General features: G+C 58.5%; 16 protein-coding genes. 10 read left to right on the plus strand and 6 right to left on the minus strand.

The annotated features are described in order from the left end of the window. Positions 1-50 precede the first annotated feature (50 nt). The gene (locus ACR0KX_RS07600; protein WP_170450653.1) at positions 51-1,055 is read left to right on the plus strand and encodes a GlxA family transcriptional regulator; all 1,005 of its coding nucleotides are present in this window, start codon (positions 51-53) and stop codon (positions 1,053-1,055) included. Here the strand turns inward: ACR0KX_RS07600 and ACR0KX_RS07605 are convergent, their stop codons facing one another. After that, positions 1,056-2,150, minus strand: a complete 1,095-nt coding sequence (locus tag ACR0KX_RS07605) for a PQQ-dependent sugar dehydrogenase (RefSeq protein ID WP_170621814.1) — start codon at positions 2,148-2,150, stop codon at positions 1,056-1,058. Between the two features lie 161 nt (positions 2,151-2,311). Between ACR0KX_RS07605 and ACR0KX_RS07610 the strand changes: the two genes are divergently transcribed. From ACR0KX_RS07610 to ACR0KX_RS07645, 8 genes are all read left to right on the plus strand, one after another. Beyond that, on the plus strand, positions 2,312-3,493 hold the full coding sequence (locus ACR0KX_RS07610; protein WP_170450650.1) for an ABC transporter substrate-binding protein: 1,182 nt from the start codon (positions 2,312-2,314) through the stop codon (positions 3,491-3,493). Between the two features lie 126 nt (positions 3,494-3,619). Next, positions 3,620-4,408, plus strand: a complete 789-nt coding sequence (locus ACR0KX_RS07615; RefSeq protein ID WP_170450648.1) for an ABC transporter ATP-binding protein — start codon at positions 3,620-3,622, stop codon at positions 4,406-4,408. Positions 4,409-4,516: 108 nt separating this feature from the next. After that, complete coding sequence (locus ACR0KX_RS07620; RefSeq protein WP_170518649.1) at positions 4,517-5,230, plus strand: ABC transporter ATP-binding protein; 714 nt, start codon at positions 4,517-4,519, stop codon at positions 5,228-5,230. 316 nt (positions 5,231-5,546) lie between these two features. Beyond that, positions 5,547-5,891 carry a hypothetical protein gene (locus tag ACR0KX_RS07625; protein ID WP_170450644.1) on the plus strand — a complete coding sequence of 115 codons (345 nt, stop codon included), beginning with the start codon at positions 5,547-5,549 and terminating at the stop codon, positions 5,889-5,891. Positions 5,892-6,150: 259 nt separating this feature from the next. Next, the gene (locus tag ACR0KX_RS07630) at positions 6,151-6,504 is read left to right on the plus strand and encodes a hypothetical protein (protein WP_480708204.1); all 354 of its coding nucleotides are present in this window, start codon (positions 6,151-6,153) and stop codon (positions 6,502-6,504) included. 117 nt (positions 6,505-6,621) lie between these two features. Next, on the plus strand, positions 6,622-7,632 hold the full coding sequence (locus ACR0KX_RS07635; protein WP_170450640.1) for a branched-chain amino acid ABC transporter permease: 1,011 nt from the start codon (positions 6,622-6,624) through the stop codon (positions 7,630-7,632). Then, positions 7,629-8,942 carry a branched-chain amino acid ABC transporter permease gene (locus ACR0KX_RS07640; RefSeq protein WP_170450638.1) on the plus strand — a complete coding sequence of 438 codons (1,314 nt, stop codon included), beginning with the start codon at positions 7,629-7,631 and terminating at the stop codon, positions 8,940-8,942. The genes ACR0KX_RS07635 and ACR0KX_RS07640 overlap by 4 nt, the downstream gene beginning before the upstream one ends. 196 nt (positions 8,943-9,138) lie before the next feature. After that, a complete protein-coding gene (locus tag ACR0KX_RS07645; RefSeq protein WP_170450636.1) occupies positions 9,139-9,393 on the plus strand; it encodes a hypothetical protein in 255 nt (84 codons plus the stop codon). A gap of 1 nt (position 9,394) precedes the next feature. On the opposite strand, the gene ACR0KX_RS07650 is transcribed toward ACR0KX_RS07645, so the two are convergent. Further along, positions 9,395-10,942 (minus strand): helicase HerA-like domain-containing protein, encoded by a 1,548-nt coding sequence (locus ACR0KX_RS07650; protein WP_480708207.1) that lies wholly within the window; start codon positions 10,940-10,942, stop codon positions 9,395-9,397. Positions 10,943-11,396: 454 nt separating this feature from the next. On the opposite strand from ACR0KX_RS07650, the gene ACR0KX_RS07655 reads away from it, so the two are divergent. Further along, complete coding sequence (locus tag ACR0KX_RS07655) at positions 11,397-11,975, plus strand: invasion associated locus B family protein (RefSeq protein ID WP_170450634.1); 579 nt, start codon at positions 11,397-11,399, stop codon at positions 11,973-11,975. Positions 11,976-12,027: 52 nt separating this feature from the next. Here the strand turns inward: ACR0KX_RS07655 and ACR0KX_RS07660 are convergent, their stop codons facing one another. Genes ACR0KX_RS07660 through ACR0KX_RS07675 form a run of 4 tightly spaced genes read right to left on the minus strand, consistent with a single transcriptional unit; the run spans position 12,028 to position 16,270 of the window. Continuing rightward, a complete protein-coding gene (locus ACR0KX_RS07660; protein WP_170450633.1) occupies positions 12,028-13,236 on the minus strand; it encodes a beta-ketoacyl-[acyl-carrier-protein] synthase family protein in 1,209 nt (402 codons plus the stop codon). A 9-nt stretch (positions 13,237-13,245) separates the two neighbouring features. Then, positions 13,246-13,503 carry an acyl carrier protein gene (locus ACR0KX_RS07665; RefSeq protein ID WP_170450632.1) on the minus strand — a complete coding sequence of 86 codons (258 nt, stop codon included), beginning with the start codon at positions 13,501-13,503 and terminating at the stop codon, positions 13,246-13,248. Between the two features lie 32 nt (positions 13,504-13,535). Beyond that, positions 13,536-14,627: a UDP-3-O-(3-hydroxymyristoyl)glucosamine N-acyltransferase gene (gene lpxD / locus ACR0KX_RS07670; RefSeq protein WP_170450631.1), complete on the minus strand. Its 1,092-nt coding sequence runs from the start codon at positions 14,625-14,627 to the stop codon at positions 13,536-13,538. 35 nt (positions 14,628-14,662) lie between these two features. Then, positions 14,663-16,270 carry a L,D-transpeptidase scaffold domain-containing protein gene (locus tag ACR0KX_RS07675; protein ID WP_170450630.1) on the minus strand — a complete coding sequence of 536 codons (1,608 nt, stop codon included), beginning with the start codon at positions 16,268-16,270 and terminating at the stop codon, positions 14,663-14,665. Positions 16,271-16,384: the final 114 nt, after the last annotated feature.

The following is a 16,384-nucleotide window of genomic DNA, read 5'->3' on the forward strand; positions in this document are numbered from 1 at the left end:
ATCACACGCGACGGGGGGTCAACCGTCGTGGATTCGGGGAAACAACAGCCATGCAAGAGCAACGCCAAGTTGTCACAGTGGACGGCGGGTCGGATAAGCCTGTCAATTTCGTATTCATTTTGCTGGACAAGTTCTCGCTTTTGTCGTTTGCGTCTGCGCTGGACAGCCTGCGCATTGCCAACCGCATGGCCGGGCGCGAGATCTATAGCTGGTCGCTGGTCGGCGAAGGCGGCGAACTGGTGTCGTGTTCCGCCGGAACAACATTCAAGCTCGATTCGGACCTTGAAGAGCTACATCGCGACGATTTGATCCTGGTGTGCGGCGGGGTGGACGTTCAAGCTTCGACCACCAAGAAGGTTCTGAACTGGCTGCGGCGCGAGGCGCGCAAGGGTCTGAAGATTGGCGGTCTTTGCACCGCCGCCTATACGCTGGCCAAGGCCGGATTGCTGGATGACAAGCGGGCGACGATCCACTGGGAAAACGCCGACAGCTTTTCAGAAGAATTCGACGCGGTCGAATTGACCAAATCCGTGTTCATCGTGGACGGCAACCGCATGACAACGGCGGGCGGTACATCCTCGATCGATCTGATGCTGAAGCTTATTGCGGATGATTACGGCGAGGAACTGGCCAACGCGGTGGCGGATCAGATGATCTATTCCTCGATCCGCACCGATCAGGACACCCAGCGCCTGTCCACCCCGACCCGGATCGGGGTGCGGCACCCAAAGCTGAGCCAGGTTATCCTGATGATGGAGAAAAACACCGAAGAGCCGATTTCGCCCTCGATCCTTGCCAAAGATGTCGGCATGTCAACCCGCCAGCTGGAACGCCTGTTCCGCCGGTATCTGAGCCGGTCTCCCAAGCGGTATTACATGGAGTTGCGCCTTCACAAAGCGCGTAACCTGCTGATGCAGACCGATATGAGTGTTATCAACGTGGCCTTGGCCTGCGGCTTTGCCTCACCCAGTCATTTCTCGAAATGCTACCGGGCGCACTACAATACGACGCCATACCGCGAGCGCGGATCACAAAGTGGGCGGTTGTCGATCTGATTAGCCGGGTGTAAGCCTGTAAACAGCGCCCTGCCCGACAGAAATGAACCAGATCGATCCGTCCGGTCCTTGAACAATGTCGCGGACGCGTTCGGTTTCCGGGCCTTTGATCTGTTCCACCTCGCGCAAGGGTGAGCCGGACAGGCGTGCGATGTAGTCGAACTTGAGCGAACCTACGAAAATGTCGCCTTTCCATTGCGGGAACATGTCACCGGAATAAACCAGCAGGCCCGAGGGCGCGATTGAGGGGTCCCAATACAGCGCCGGTTGCTCCAAACCCGGTTTTGACGTCCCCTCTCCGATTTTCTGACCGGAATAATGGGTGCCGTACGAGATCACGGGCCACCCGTAATTCTTGCCCGGTTGCACCAAATTGACCTCATCCCCGCCGCGCGCGCCGTGTTCGGACACCCATAATGTTCCGCGCGCATCCAGACCGGCCCCTTGCGGGTTTCTGTGGCCATAGGACCAGATTTCTGGTCGCACACCGGATTGCCCGACAAACGGATTGTCCGCAGGAACCGAACCATCGCGGTTGATCCGAATGACCGACCCCATATGAGTGCTGGTGTCCTGCGCCGAAGGCCGGTCGCCCCGGTCTCCGATGGTAATGAACAGGGTCCCGTCCTGCGCCTCGACCACGCGCGAGCCGAAATGGCGACCGCCAGAGCCGCCCGGTTTGGCCTCGAAAACGACCCTGACATTGGTCAGTTTGTCCCCGCGCTCGGAAAGGCGCGCAACGGCCAGTGCGGTGCCCGCGCCGCCAGATTGCGGTTTGGAGAAGGTCAGAAAAATCTCGCGGCTGCGGTTGAAGTCACGGGGAATGGTGACATCCAGCAAACCGCCCTGCCCCGAGGCAGCCACTCTTGGCACACCCGACACATACCGGGCCTCGCCTTCAGACACATGGATCAGCGCGCCGTCCCGCTCGGTCACCAGATAGCTGCCGTCGGGCAGAAGACCCAGCGCCCAGGGCGTATCCAGCCCGCCCAGCATCTTTGTGGCCCGAACCGGGCCGTCGGCTGTCTGCAATGTCTGGGCATAAGCCACACCGCCGGACCAGATCAGAACGAAAAACGCGAAAAGCCGGATCATATGTGACCTCCATCAGTTGGGGTTCAGTCGTCAGGGCAAGCCAATACGTCAAACAGATAGGTGCGCTTTGTCAAAAAGCAGGACCTCTATAAGACTTTTCTTTTCCCGATAGCTTGCCTAGGGTCGTGCCCAGTTAGACTACGACATCAGGGAGTAACCTTATGAAAAAGCTGCTTACAGCAACTGCAGCAACCGCTCTGCTGGCGGGCACCGCCATGGCCGAGGATGTAAAGCTGGGCATTCTGTTCGGTTTCACCGGCCCCATCGAATCTCTGGCACCGGCCATGGGATCGGGCGCGGAAATGGCGATTGCCGAGGTCAGCGAGTCGGGCAAACTGCTGGACGGCAAGACAGTTGTTGGCACCCGCGCCGATACCGGCTGTATCGACAACGGTCTGGCCACCTCGAATGGTGAGCGCATGATCGCGGATGGCGTTGCCGGCATCATCGGCGGTGACTGCTCGGGCGTGACCGGCGCGATCCTGCAGAACGTGGCGATTCCGAACGGTATGGTCATGATCTCGCCTTCGGCCACGTCGCCCGGCCTGTCGACCATGGAAGACAACGGCCTGTTCTTCCGCACCGCGCCGTCGGATGCGCGTGAAGGTCAGGTGATGGCGGACATTCTGAATGACCGCGGCATCAGCTCGATCGCCTTGACCTACACCAACAACGACTACGGCAAGGGCCTGGCGGATGCGATCCAGTCCTCGTTCGAGGCGTCGGGGGGTGAAGTGACCATCGTGGCCGCGCATGAAGACGGCAAAGCCGACTACTCGGCCGAAGTGGGCGCGCTGGCCTCGGCCGGTGGCGACATTCTGGTTGTTGCTGGCTATCTGGATCAGGGCGGTCTGGGTATCATTCAGTCGGCGCTGGACAGCGGCGCGTTTGACACGTTCGGTCTGCCTGGTGGCATGATCGGTGACTCGCTGCCTGCAAATGTTGGCCCCGACCTGAACGGCTCGTTCGGGCAGATCGCCGGTTCGGGTGGTGAAGGCGCCGAGAAATACTTTGCCATGGCAGAAGCTGCGGGCTTTGACGGCTCGTCGCCGTATTCGCCTGAATCCTATGACGCCGCCGCGCTGTTCATGCTGGCGATGCAGGCCGCAGGGTCCACCAACCCGGCGGATTACGGTGCCAAGGTGATGGACGTCGCGAACGCGCCGGGTGAGAAGATCTATCCGGGTGAGCTGGTCAAGGGTCTGGAGCTGATCGCTGCGGGTCAGGACATCGATTATGTCGGCGCTTCGGGTGTTGAACTGATCGGCCCCGGCGAAAGCGCGGGCTCGTATCGTGAGATCGAAGTGACCGACGGCGAGAACAAGACCGTCAACTTCCGTTGATCCTGCGCTAAGCGTCATAAAACAAAGCAGCCCGGGCCTTGTGTCCGGGCTGTTTCAATGAAAAAAGGCCGCACCTCGGGTTCGAGGATGGGATAAGAACGCCGAAAACGGCGGCTAGGGGAAAAGATGATCGTCGTCGAGGACGTGCACAAGCATTTCGGCGGGTTTCACGCGGTGGATGGGGCATCGCTGGAAATCCAGAAGGGTTCGATCACCGGGCTGATCGGCCCGAACGGTGCCGGAAAAACCACGCTGTTTAACGTGATTGCGGGTGTTCTGCCACCGACGTCTGGCCGCGTGTTCATGGATGGCGAGAACATTACCGGCCTGCCCCCGCATGATCTGTTCCACAAGGGTTTGCTGCGCACGTTCCAGATCGCGCATGAGTTTTCCTCGATGACCTGTCGCGAGAATCTGATGATGGTGCCGGGCGCGCAGGCCGGGGAATCGCTGTGGAACACCTGGTTCGGACGCAAGCGGATCGCGGATGAAGAACGCGCGCTGAAGGCCAAGGCGGATGAGGTTTTAGAGTTTCTGACCATCGAACATCTGGCCGACCACAAGGCCGGTCAGGTATCGGGCGGGCAGAAGAAACTGCTGGAGCTTGGACGCACCATGATGGTTGACGCCAAGATCGTGTTTCTGGACGAGGTTGGTGCAGGCGTGAACCGCACCCTGCTGATGACTATCGCCGACACAATTCTACGCCTCAATAAGGAACGCGGCTATACCTTTGTGGTCATCGAGCATGACATGGATTTCATCGGCAAGATTTGTGATCCGGTCATCTGCATGGCCGAAGGCAAGGTTTTGGCCGAGGGGACCTTGGATGAGATCAAGGCCAATGAGCATGTGATCGAGGCCTATCTGGGGACCGGGTTGAAAAACAAAGACAAACTGGAGGCAGGCGCGTGAATGGAGTGATCCAGATGTGCGCCTGCGGCGCGCTTGAATTGTTTGATTGGGGGCTCTGCCCCCATGACCCCCGAGATATTTTTAGCCAGATGAAGAAGGATCCTGTGAATGGCTGAGCCGTTTCTGATCGGGGACACCATGACCGGCGGTTATGGCAAGGGGCCGGATATTCTGCATGACTGCACCATCGCCGTGGACAAGGGCGAGATTGCGGTGATCGTTGGCCCGAACGGGGCCGGTAAATCCACGGCGATGAAGGCCGTGTTTGGGATGCTGGACGTGCGCGCTGGTTCTGTTCGGCTGGACGGAGAAGATATTACGTCATTGTCCCCGCAAGACCGGGTGAACAAGGGGATGGGCTTTGTGCCGCAAACCCAGAATATTTTTACCTCGATGACGGTGGAAGAGAACCTTGAGATGGGGGCTTTCATTCGTCGAGATGACATCAGCCAAACGATGGAGCAGGTCTATGATCTGTTCCCTATTCTGCGCGACAAGCGCAACCAGGCCGCCGGCGAACTGTCCGGCGGTCAACGCCAGCAAGTTGCCGTGGGCCGCGCGCTGATGACGCAACCGAAAGTGCTGATGCTGGATGAACCCACCGCCGGTGTCTCGCCCATCGTGATGGATGAGTTGTTCGACCGGATTATCGAGGTATCGCGCACCGGGTTGCCGATCCTGATGGTCGAGCAGAACGCCCGTCAGGCGCTGGAGATTGCGGACAAGGGATATGTGCTGGTACAGGGCCGCAATGCCTATTCCGGCACCGGAAAGGAACTGCTGGCAGACCCGGAAGTGCGTAAGAGTTTTCTGGGCGGCTGACTCCGGTATCCTTGCGCGCGGAGGATTGAGTGATTCCGCGCCAAAATAAGGCGGTTTTGCGGCGAAGATGCTCGGCGTTAGAGGTCGCCTTTCAAAGATGCATTGTAAGCTTATGTTATTACACATCTAATCAGCATCACGACGGTTCGATGTAGCTGCCATTCAATCCAAAGATTGCCCGCTTAAGGATGCATTCCGGTCAGAATATTCTCCTATCGCGTGCGTGCTGATGCTCCAGTTCCATCTGCGCCTGACATCGCGCTGCTCGGATTGGCGTGCGCACAACATCAATGAAGAACGACAGGAAACAACAAAAATGACAAAATGGATGATGGCGACGCTGTTCGCATTGGTGGCGTCGGGTGCCGCAGCAGAGGAGCATGTTTTTTCGTGCGTTTCAAATCTGGACGGAACTGAATTTGTCCTCAACAGCGCGTCGGAAGGCAGCGCGGGCACGATTTCGACCATCGACATCGCTGGCGACACTGTGGCCTTTGACGCCCAGGTGTTGAAAGGTGTTGGCAGTGTTACTTTCCTGTCGATGCAGGAAACGCAGGTTCTGACCTATGTCGTGAACTTTTCCGACATGACCTATGATTTGTCGATCAATGGGGAACACTCGGCAAATGACAAAGGGACGTGCACGGAAGGGCAAGTTTGATCTTGGCACGGTTGAGTAAAATTAACCGTTAAATATCAATGTGATATAATTCTTCATTACACGGAATATTCACCGCGACTCAACTGACGGTGAGAACGGATGTAACACCGTTTCCCGACCGACTTTCTGGCTTAGGTCTATTGATGTGATCCGTGTTTGGATTCGACGCCAAACCTGATCTCATCAGACCTAAGACCAGGCGGTAGGTGGCGTGAATACCAGCGCCCCGTAGACCGCCCAAAAGTTGGAAATGTGACCGATGAAGAAGATGATCGCCTTGACCCTTTCGCTGCTGATCCCCCAGCTGGCCTCGGCCCAGAATGCAGGCCCACTGGACGGCGCGGATTTTGTCGTCAATTGCGTGTCGGACAAAGACGGCAGCTCGGTGACCCTCGCCCGTTCGGGTGGCACCAACAAGGGCTATATCGTGACCGACGCCATCCGGGGCGAAGCGACCATCCTATCGGGCATCGGGTCGTTGACATTTCTACACCTGATGGAGCGGGAAGTGATCACCTTTGTGGTTGATTTCGACAACCTGAGCTATGACCTGACAATCAAGGGTCCGCACGCCACCCAGGACCATGGTGCTTGTGATGATCCGATAAGCTGACGGATCGTACAATTTTCTCACTGGAACTGTAATTTACGGCCCAAAAACGGGCGCAAAATATTGTGCCCGGCAGGCAGGGCATGCCATAAGGCTGCACTCGGACAGTGAGAAGAACTGATGGATTTACTGAACGCGCTTGTTGCGCTTGCGAATTTTGTGATCGTTCCTGCGATTGCCTATGGGAGCCAACTTGCGCTGGGGGCGCTGGGCGTCACTCTGATCTACGGCATCCTGCGGTTTTCCAACTTCGCCCATGGCGATACGATGGCCTTTGGCGCGATGATCGCCGTGCTGGTAACCTGGGGCCTGCAGGCTGCCGGTGTCAGCTTTGGGCCGCTGCCGACCGCTCTGCTGGCGCTGCCCTTTGCGATCCTAGGCTGTATTGTTCTGGTTCTGATCACGGATCGGCTGGTCTATCGGTTCTATCGCGAGCAAAAGGCCAAGCCGGTGATCCTTGTCATCGTGTCGATGGGCGTAATGTTCATCATGAACGGGTTGGTTCGCTTTGTTATCGGACCCGACGATCAGAGGTTTTCCGACGGCGCGCGGTTTCTGATTTCCGCGCGGGATTTCAAGTCGATGACCGGGCTGAGTGAGGGTCTGGCGATCCGCACATCCCAAGCGATTACCGTTGTTGTAGCCGTCGTTGCGGTAGCTTTGCTGTTCTGGTTTCTGAACAAGACGCGCACGGGCAAGTCGATGCGGGCCTATTCGGATAACGAAGATCTGGCCCTTCTGTCCGGTATCAACCCCGAGCGCGTTGTGATGATCACCTGGATCATCGTGGCGGCACTGGCGACAACCGCCGGGGTGCTTTACGGGCTGGATAAGAGCTTCAAGCCCTTCGTCTATTTCCAGCTTCTTCTGCCGATCTTTGCCTCGGCCATTGTCGGCGGGCTGGGCAACCCGCTGGGCGCAATTGCCGGTGGCTTCATAATCGCATTTTCCGAGGTGACGATTACTTACGCCTGGAAAAAGGTCCTGACCTATCTCGCGCCAGAGACGCTGGCACCGTCGGGTTTGGTGCAGTTCCTGTCCACCGATTACAAATTTGCCGTCAGCTTTGTGATCCTGCTGATCGTCTTGCTTTTTAAGCCCACGGGCCTGTTCAAAGGGAAAGCGGTATGAGCGAAGCAACCAAAAACACGCTTCTGTTTGCCGTGGTCGGCGGGCTGATCCTGATGACCGGTTTCACGCAAAGCTGGAACGCGGCGATTCTGATCCTGAACATGGGGCTGATCTCGGCCATCATGTCGATTGGGGTGAACTTGCAATGGGGCTTTGCGGGCCTGTTCAACGTTGGCGTCATGGGCTTTGTCGCGCTGGGCGGTCTGGCTGTTGTGCTGGTATCTACGCCGCCGACGCCCGGGGCGTGGTCCTCTGGCGGGTATGGCATTGTGCTTGCTTTGCTGTTGGGTGCGGCGACCGTTGTTGCGGCTGTTATGGCGGCGCAGAAACTGCCCAAGGGCAATGTGCGCAACCTGTCCATCCTCGGTATCCTTGTGGCTGGTTTTTTCATCTATCGCGCGGTGTTTGACCCCAGCGTTGCGGGGGTCGAGGCCATCGATCCTGCGATTGCGGGCAACCTTGGCGGCCTGAACCTGCCGGTTCTTCTGGCCTGGCCTGCGGGCGGGCTGCTGGCGGCGGGCGCGGCCTGGCTGATCGGGAAAACGGCTTTGGGTCTGCGGTCCGACTATCTGGCCATTGCCACGCTTGGTATCGCCGAGATCATCATTGCGGTCCTCAAGAACGAGGATTGGCTGGCCCGCGGCGTCAAGAACGTCTACGGCCTGCCTCGCCCCGCCCCCGTGGTCGGGTATGAGATCGACCTGCAACAGGATCCCGGATTCATCGCGCGTGCGGAATGGCTGGGGCTGGACCCGGTAACTGCCTCGACGTTGTCCGTCAAGCTGGGATACTCGCTGCTGTTCCTGATCGTTCTGCTGGTGCTGCTGTGGATGGCGCAAAAGGCGCTGCACAGCCCCTGGGGTCGCATGATGCGCGCGATCCGCGACAACGAAGTGGCTGCCGAGGCGATGGGCAAGGATGTCACCCGCCGCCATTTGCAGGTGTTTGTTCTGGGCTCGGCCATTTGCGGGATCGCTGGTGCGATGATGACCACGCTGGACGGGCAGTTGACCCCCAGCGCCTACCAGCCGTTGCGCTTTACCTTCCTCGTCTGGGTCATGGTGATCGTAGGCGGCTCGGGCAACAACTTTGGCGCGGTTCTCGGCGCGTTCCTGATCTGGTTCCTGTGGGTTCAGGTCGAGCCGATGGGTCTATGGATCATGAACCTGATCACCTCTGGCCTGCCGGACGGCAGCGCACTGAAAGCGCACCTGATCGAAAGCGCCGCGCATATGCGCCTGTTTACCATGGGGCTGGTGCTTTTGATTGTTCTCAGATTCAGTCCAAGGGGCCTGATCCCCGAGAAATAGGCTGAAATCTTCTCAAATCACAAAGCCGTGTCGGCGAATACCGGCGCGGCTTCTTGATTCTTAAAGATTTTTTGACTAAACCAACCCACCATTCCCGGCATTGGATACGTCTTCATTTCTGTCGACGCTCACTCACACACCCTCTCGCCGGTCTTATGAGGCCAGTTACCCAGTCTAAAGAGTAGATCTTAGAACCATGAAAAAACCACTCAGCAAAGTTGTCATCCTGTTGCCGCTTGTTGCGGCAGTTGCGGCCTGTGTCCCCTCGCCCGAAGATCTGGAAACCACACCGGTCAAGGTCAACACGCCCGAGGGTGTTGTGACCTGTCAGCTCTATCGCCATGACCGCGTGACCTGGGACCGGGCCATTGATTTCCCGGCGACCAAGATGTCGGTGCGTCAGGCTGATGCCTATTGCCGTCAGGAAGGCCAGCGCCGCCTGAAAGGTTGAGCTAGCGGTTTCGGAACAATCCACCCAAGATGCCGCGCACGATGCGGCGACCGGTGGTGCCTTTCAGTTCCTTGATCACGGCCTCGCTCATCGCGGTGGCAAACGTGTCTTTCTTGCGCGTCACGCGCGAGGAAGACCGCCCCACCCGACTGCCCGAATATCTGCGGGCCGAGGCGAATTCGCGCTCCATAGCCGTCTGCATTTCCACAACCTCTTCGGCTTCGGCGGCTTCGGCTTCCTTGGCGGCGGCCTCGGCGCGGGCCTGAAGGATCTCAAAGGCCGATTTTCGATCCACGGGTGTGTCGTATTTTGCAGCCATTGGTGACGCACTCATAACCTCCTGGCGTTCAGCGTCAGAAATCGGCCCCAACTGGGAAGCCGGCGGGCGGATCAGTGTACGTTCGACAATGCCCGGCACACCCTTCTTTTGCAGCATTGATGTGACGGCTTCACCCACACCGACCTCGCGGATTGCCTCTTCGGTGTCAAAAGCTGGATTCTCGCGATAGGTTTCTGCGGCAAGGCGCAGGTTCTTCCGGTCGCGCGCGGTAAACGCCCGCAAGGCGTGCTGCACGCGATTGCCCAACTGTCCCAGAATATCTTCGGGTATATCGGCCGGATTCTGCGTGATGAAATAGACCCCGACACCCTTGGAGCGGATCAAGCGCGCCACCTGTTCCACCTTGTCGATCAGAACCTTCGGCGCATCCTCGAACAGCAAATGGGCCTCATCGAAGAAGAAGACCAGCTTGGGTTTCTCGGGGTCACCAACCTCGGGCAGTTCTTCGAACAACTCGCTCAGCAGCCATAGCAGGAAAGTTGCATAAAGGCGCGGCGATCCCATCAGTTTGTCCGAGGCAAGGATGTTCACAACACCCTGCCCGGCCTCATCCGTGCGCATCAGGTCGGCGAGGTCCAGCGCCGGTTCCCCGAACAGCCGCGTGCCGCCCTGGTTCTCCAACACCAGCAACCGGCGCTGGATCGCACCGATTGAAGAGGTCGAGACATTGCCGTAACGCAATGAAAGCTGCGCCCGGTTCTCACCAATCCAGACCAACAGCGCTTGCAGGTCCTTGAGGTCCAGCAGCGGCATGCCTTCTTCATCGGCCACACGGAAGGCGATGTTCAGTATCCCCTCCTGCGCTTCGCTCAACTCCATCAGGCGGGACAACAGCAATGGCCCCATCTCGGTCACTGTCGTACGAACCGGATGCCCCTGCTCACCAAACAAGTCCCAGAAGGTCACCGGGCAAGCACGGTACGCGAAATCGGTGAATCCGATCCGCGTGGCGCGATCCATGAAAGCCTGATGCAGTTTGTGTGTCTCGGTTCCCGGCAATGCCAGCCCGGACAGGTCACCTTTGACGTCCGACAGGAAAACCGGAACGCCTGCCTTGGAAAACCCTTCGGCCAGAATTTGCAGCGTCACCGTCTTGCCGGTCCCGGTGGCCCCGGCAATCAACCCATGCCGGTTCGCGTATTTCAGCGTCAGCCCCTGCGGCTGGCCATAGTCCTGACCGCCGCCGCCCAGAAAGATATCTTCGCCCATGTTTTCACTGCCTTATGTCTCACCGATCCGGACCCAGCATACAAAGTTAACCTTTGACTGCGATAGTCATTTTGCGCGCTTTGCGGTGCCAGCCGCAAAGGCGCACTTCCTCCCTGTTGACTGGCCGTGCCTTCGGGCACGGCTTTTTTGCCCGTTCACGCGGATTAAACTGAACTGACGAGTATATTAAAAGTTCAGGTTAGCAGTTGACCACCGCGTCCCCCTCTCGTAACGTCTGCCACATAACTAAGTCGGCCAGTCCGACGGGGAGAAACATTTATAGAAGGGAGCTGCTCCACCAGCTCCCTTTTTCTTGTTTTTAAGGGGTGGAAACCCTACCTGAGTGGCAAGAAATTGTTCATTTTCGAACCGACCCATCGCTTAGTGCCTGACACCAGCCGTGAACGGTGCTAGAGGAAGAAAAAAAACTCAATCACCAAATATCGAGGCATTCATGATCAAGTCACTCCTTTCGATCAATACGCTCGCTGCTGTCCTTGTTTGCGGCGCTGTCAGTGCACAGGAAACCTCGGAACCCGAGGCCGATAACGGGCTGGACCTGGGCGAGACCGGTCCGCGTGCGGGCGAACAGTTCGTCAAAGAAACTTCCGGCGACTGGGAGGTGTCCTGCATCAAGGCGCAGGAAGGCGAAGACCCATGCGCCATCGTTCAGGTTCTCAACGGCCAGCAAGGCGATCCGATTGCCGAGGTGTCCATTGGCAAACTGCCCGAAGGTGGGGCCGCCGTGGCCTGGGCGAATGTGATCGTTCCGCTGGAAACCCTGCTGCAGGCGCAACTGGCGCTGTCCATCGATGGCGCGCCGCGCAAGCTGTATAACTATCACCACTGTGTGCCGGTCGGCTGCGTCGCCCAACTGGGTCTGAGCCAGGGTGACATCGATGCCATGAAGGCGGGCAGCAAGGCGACCTTCTCGCTGGTGCCCGCACGCTTCCCGGATCAGGTTCTGACCATGGACATGTCGCTGTCTGGCTTCACCTCGGGGTTTGACAGTCTCAGCGTCAACGTAAACTGAGCGATGCTTTCGTCGCCGCAGTGGAAACGCTGCGGCGACTTTCGGGCTGTCGTCAGACTTTCTTCAAAGCCAGAACAGCATTCAGGCCGCCAAAGGCAAAGGCGTTGCTGAGGGCAACATCCACCTTGGCCTCGCGCGCCTCGTTCGGTACCACATCCAGCGCGCATTCCGGATCGGGTTCCTCGTACCCGATGGTCGGCGCAATAACGCCATCCCGCAGAGCCATGATGCAGGCCAGCAATTCGACAGCACCAGTGCCGCCGATCAGGTGCCCGTGCATGGACTTGGTGGACGAGATCATCAGGTCATCCGCATGCGGCCCGAACACGTCTGCAACTGCGGCGCATTCCGTTTTGTCATTTGCTGCCGTTCCGGTGCCATGCGCGTTGATATAGCTGACATCGCTGGCGTTCAGCTTTGCGTCAGCCAAAGCCCCGGCCATGGCGCGTGATGCGCCCTGCTTGCTGGGCATGACAATATCGGCCGCATCCGAGGACATGGCGAACCCGACGACCTCGGACAGGATTTCTGCACCCCGCGCGCGGGCATGTTCGTATTCCTCGAAGACAAAAATGCCGGCACCTTCGCCCTGAACCATCCCGTTACGGTTGGCGCTGAACGGGCGGCAGGCGTCTTTGGACATGACGCGCAAGCCTTCCCAGGCTTTCACGCCGCCAAAACACAGCATCGATTCCGACCCGCCGGTGACCATCGCAGGCGCAGCACCGCTGCGGACCATCTGGAACGCTTGCGCCATCGCATGGTTCGACGATGCGCAGGCTGTTGAAACGGTAAAGCTGGGTCCTTTGAGGTTATGTTCCATTGACACATGGCTGGCGGCCGCATTGTTCATCAGCTTTGGCACAACAAAGGGGTGCACGCGGTTTTTTCCGTCTTCGTAGACCGACCGGTAATTGTCGTCCCAGGTCGAAACACCGCCGCCTGCCGTGCCCAGCACGACGCCGGACCGGGCCGCCAATTCCCCGTGGAATTCGATCCCCGATTGCTCGATGGCTTCTTTGGCTGCGGTCAGTGTGAACTGCGTGAACCGGTCATACAGAGACATCTGTTGGCGATTAAAGCGCCCTTCGGCCTCGAACCCGCGCACCTGACCGCCGATCTTGATGGCCAGACGATCGACATCGCGAAACTCCAGTTCCGAGATACCGCAGCGCCCTTCACGCATGGCCTCCAGCGTGTCGGGGACAGAGTGACCCAGCGAGTTGATGGTGCCCGCGCCGGTGATAACAACCCGTTTCATTGTTCCGGGTCAGACCTTTTCCGACACAAGCTGTTCGATGCCCGCAATGATCGCGGCCACGTTCGAGATGTCGAAATCGTTCGATTCAGGTTCGTTGGCGTTGAAGGGAACCGAGATGTCGAACTCTTCCTCGATCGCAAAGATGCTTTCGACCAGACCCAGACTGTCGATGCCCAGATCTTCCAGCGTGCTTTCGGGTGTCACATCCGATGGCTCCAGCACGGCCTGCTCTGCAATTATTGCGATGACGCGGTCGCTGATGCTCATATCGATCCCCTGATTATCAATCTGAGGATGATTTAATCGCTCGGGGGCTGTTTGGAAACAGCCTTTTTAAGTGCCTCAACGTCGCGGGCCAGACGCGGCAACCGGCGTTGCGCTTTGTAGATGTCGGTATGGGTTTCCATCTTGATCCCCGGATAGCCCATGATCACCCGACCGGCGGGCACATTGGACAGGATTTTGGTGCCGCCGCCCGAGATTACGCCGTCGCCGATGAAAATGTTGTCCACCACGCCGGTCTGGCCGCCCAACACCACGTTGTTGCCAATATCGACCGAGCCGGACACGCCGGTCTGTCCGCACAGCAGGCAGTCACGCCCCACACGGGTGTTGTGGCCCACATGCACAAGGTTATCCAGTTTCGACCCATCGCCGATCCGGGTGTTGCGAATTGTGCCATTGTCTACGGTACAGTTCGAGCCGACCTCGACATCGTCACCAATTTCAACCGCGCCCAGAGAATGAATGCGCAGCCAGCTTTGCGCCTTCGCCTCACCCTGATCCCCCATGGTTTTGCGCGCGTTTTCTGCGCCAGATACTTCGGGAGTTACAAAGCTGAAACCGTCTCCACCAATCCGCGCGCCCGGTTGGGCGATAAAGCGATCCCCGATCTGAGCGCGCGCGCCGATGCTGACCATTTCGCGCAGCAGCGCCTGTTCGCCAAGAACAGCGTCGATACCAATCGTGCAATGGGCGCCAATTACCGATCCGGCCCCGATCCGCGCCCTGGCCCCGACAACCGCCAAAGGCCCAATCGACACATCTGCGCCAATCTCTGCCGTCGGATCAATCACGGCCGAGGGGTGAATGCCGGGCTCAACACCCTGCCCGCGATCCAGCATCGATGTTATGCCTGCCATCGCCATGCGCGGACGTTTCACAAAAATCGCCGCGCGCAGGCCCATGGCCTGCCAATCCGCACCTTCCCACAGAACCGCCGCGCGTGCCTCACCACCTGCCAGAGCCTCGGCGTATTTCGGTGACATCGCCATGGCCAGATCGGTGGGTCCGGCGTCACCGGGCTCGGCCGCGCGCACAATCGTCAGGCCGGTGTCGCCCTGGCACTCGGCACCGAGGCTGTCGGCGATTTGCTGAATGGTAAACTGCATGGCGGGCTTTCTTTCGGCAGGATTTGCCCCCGTGCTTACCCCTGAACGTCCGGCAGGGCTACCCCTGCCTTTTGCAGCGCGTCCCAAATCTTGGCGTCGCGGTTGTAGACGTCGCGGCGATACTGCACCTCGCCCTTCGGGCCCATATAGGCGGTGCGATAGATCAGATGCACCGGAACCTTCTGGTCCAGTTTCACTGTGGTTTCCTTGCCGGTATTCAGCACTCGGTGAAAAAACGCTTTTGGGTCTTCCTCTTGCTTGGCCAGCAACGCATAGGCGAATTCGAACGGTTGCGCCAATCGGATACAGCCATGCGAGAAGGCCCGCACCTCGCGCGCGAACAGAGATTTCTGAGGCGTATCATGCAGATATATGTTGTACTTGTTGGGGAACATGAACTTCACCAGCCCCAGTGCATTGCTTTTGCTCGGCGGTTGACGCATCGCAAACGGGAAGTTGCGCGCGGTGAATTGGGTGAAGTCCACGGCCCCGCGGTTGACCTGACGGCCACTGCGATCGGTGATCTGGATATGACCCACGGCATTCGGGTTGGATTGCAGCTTGGGCAGATATTCCTTTGTGATGATCGAGCGTGGCACATACCAGCTGGGGTTGATCACCATATGCTCCATCTCGTCCGAAAACTCGGGGCTGCGGCGGTCATGCACGTTTTTGCCGATTACTGCGCGGGTCTCGAACGTGACCTGCCCGTCATCGACGATCTTGGCAGAGAAATCGGCCTGATTCACCAGAATATGGCGGGTCCCACGTTCACGCGGCAACCAACGCTCGCGTTCCAGCGCCACCAGAACCGACTTCAACCGGTCCGATGCCGGGCGGTTCAGTTCCGAAATCGTGCCCTGCCCGGCAACACCGTCCGGCTCCAACCCATGCGCGGTTTGAAAGCTGCGAACAGCCTCAAGCAAAGTGGCATCAAACGAAGGGCTGGCAGTGGGTTTCAGATAGCCCATCGCCACCAAACGGTTGCGCAGCTTGATGACATTTGGCCCTGAATCCCCAAGTTCCAGCTTGGCCACCGGAACACTCGCGCCCCAGCCGCCCTGATCGACCAGAGCCTCCAGTGCGAGTTTCTGCTTCATCAGCGCACGATACTGGCGCGTCTGCGGTGCGAGCTGATCCAGATAGGCCGCACCATGCGTGTTCAGTTGCTGCAGATGTTCCTCGGGGCTGCGCCGTTCCACCTTGCGCACCAGCCCGTCGTCAATGCTGGCCGGGCGCAGGGCACCGGAATACAGATCGTCGGCGTAAGCCAGAAACACCCGCGTCAGTTCAGCCTCGACCGCGCCCAAATCCCGAACAGATCGCGCCTGCCGCATCTGTTCAACCAGCGCGTCTACATCGTAACCTGCTGAGGGCAGACCGTGCATATGGCTGTTGGACAGCGCGTTGATCAACGCGGCGCGCCGGTCGGCATGATCTTGCGAGGCTCCGACCCAGACAGGCGAAAACCCGTTGGTCCGGTAAAACGCCGCAATATCGCTGGATGTCGGAGTGTGCTCGGCCACAGCCATTTGAAACGCGGTGCCCTGAATCGGGTCAGACGTTGTGTTGGCAATGGCTGCTGTGGCCGCAAAACATGCCGCGACAAGGATACTGGTACTGGTCCGCAATACTGAGAACATGGGATGCCCTTGGTTATTCAATAGTTTGCGCTGATGGGGATGCGCCGAACAAATATCATTTTTGCACTCTGCCTTTGTCTATTCACAAATTCCTTACTCGGCCTCTTCTATTTC

It is taken from the genome of Ruegeria sp. BG5, from assembly GCF_056538425.1.

Coding starts and splice junctions, on each gene's coding strand:
- ACR0KX_RS07650 (WP_480708207.1), bottom strand. CDS start 10,942: ATGGGCGAAGATATCTTTCTGGGCGGCGGCGGTCAGGACTATGGCCAG.
- ACR0KX_RS07600 (WP_170450653.1), top strand. CDS start 51: ATGCAAGAGCAACGCCAAGTTGTCACAGTGGACGGCGGGTCGGATAAG.
- ACR0KX_RS07610 (WP_170450650.1), top strand. CDS start 2,312: ATGAAAAAGCTGCTTACAGCAACTGCAGCAACCGCTCTGCTGGCGGGC.
- ACR0KX_RS07605 (WP_170621814.1), bottom strand. CDS start 2,150: ATGATCCGGCTTTTCGCGTTTTTCGTTCTGATCTGGTCCGGCGGTGTG.
- ACR0KX_RS07635 (WP_170450640.1), top strand. CDS start 6,622: ATGGATTTACTGAACGCGCTTGTTGCGCTTGCGAATTTTGTGATCGTT.
- ACR0KX_RS07620 (WP_170518649.1), top strand. CDS start 4,517: ATGGCTGAGCCGTTTCTGATCGGGGACACCATGACCGGCGGTTATGGC.
- ACR0KX_RS07625 (WP_170450644.1), top strand. CDS start 5,547: ATGACAAAATGGATGATGGCGACGCTGTTCGCATTGGTGGCGTCGGGT.
- ACR0KX_RS07630 (WP_480708204.1), top strand. CDS start 6,151: ATGAAGAAGATGATCGCCTTGACCCTTTCGCTGCTGATCCCCCAGCTG.
- lpxD (WP_170450631.1), bottom strand. CDS start 14,627: ATGCAGTTTACCATTCAGCAAATCGCCGACAGCCTCGGTGCCGAGTGC.
- ACR0KX_RS07665 (WP_170450632.1), bottom strand. CDS start 13,503: ATGAGCATCAGCGACCGCGTCATCGCAATAATTGCAGAGCAGGCCGTG.
- ACR0KX_RS07675 (WP_170450630.1), bottom strand. CDS start 16,270: ATGTTCTCAGTATTGCGGACCAGTACCAGTATCCTTGTCGCGGCATGT.
- ACR0KX_RS07660 (WP_170450633.1), bottom strand. CDS start 13,236: ATGAAACGGGTTGTTATCACCGGCGCGGGCACCATCAACTCGCTGGGT.
- ACR0KX_RS07640 (WP_170450638.1), top strand. CDS start 7,629: ATGAGCGAAGCAACCAAAAACACGCTTCTGTTTGCCGTGGTCGGCGGG.
- ACR0KX_RS07645 (WP_170450636.1), top strand. CDS start 9,139: ATGAAAAAACCACTCAGCAAAGTTGTCATCCTGTTGCCGCTTGTTGCG.
- ACR0KX_RS07655 (WP_170450634.1), top strand. CDS start 11,397: ATGATCAAGTCACTCCTTTCGATCAATACGCTCGCTGCTGTCCTTGTT.
- ACR0KX_RS07615 (WP_170450648.1), top strand. CDS start 3,620: ATGATCGTCGTCGAGGACGTGCACAAGCATTTCGGCGGGTTTCACGCG.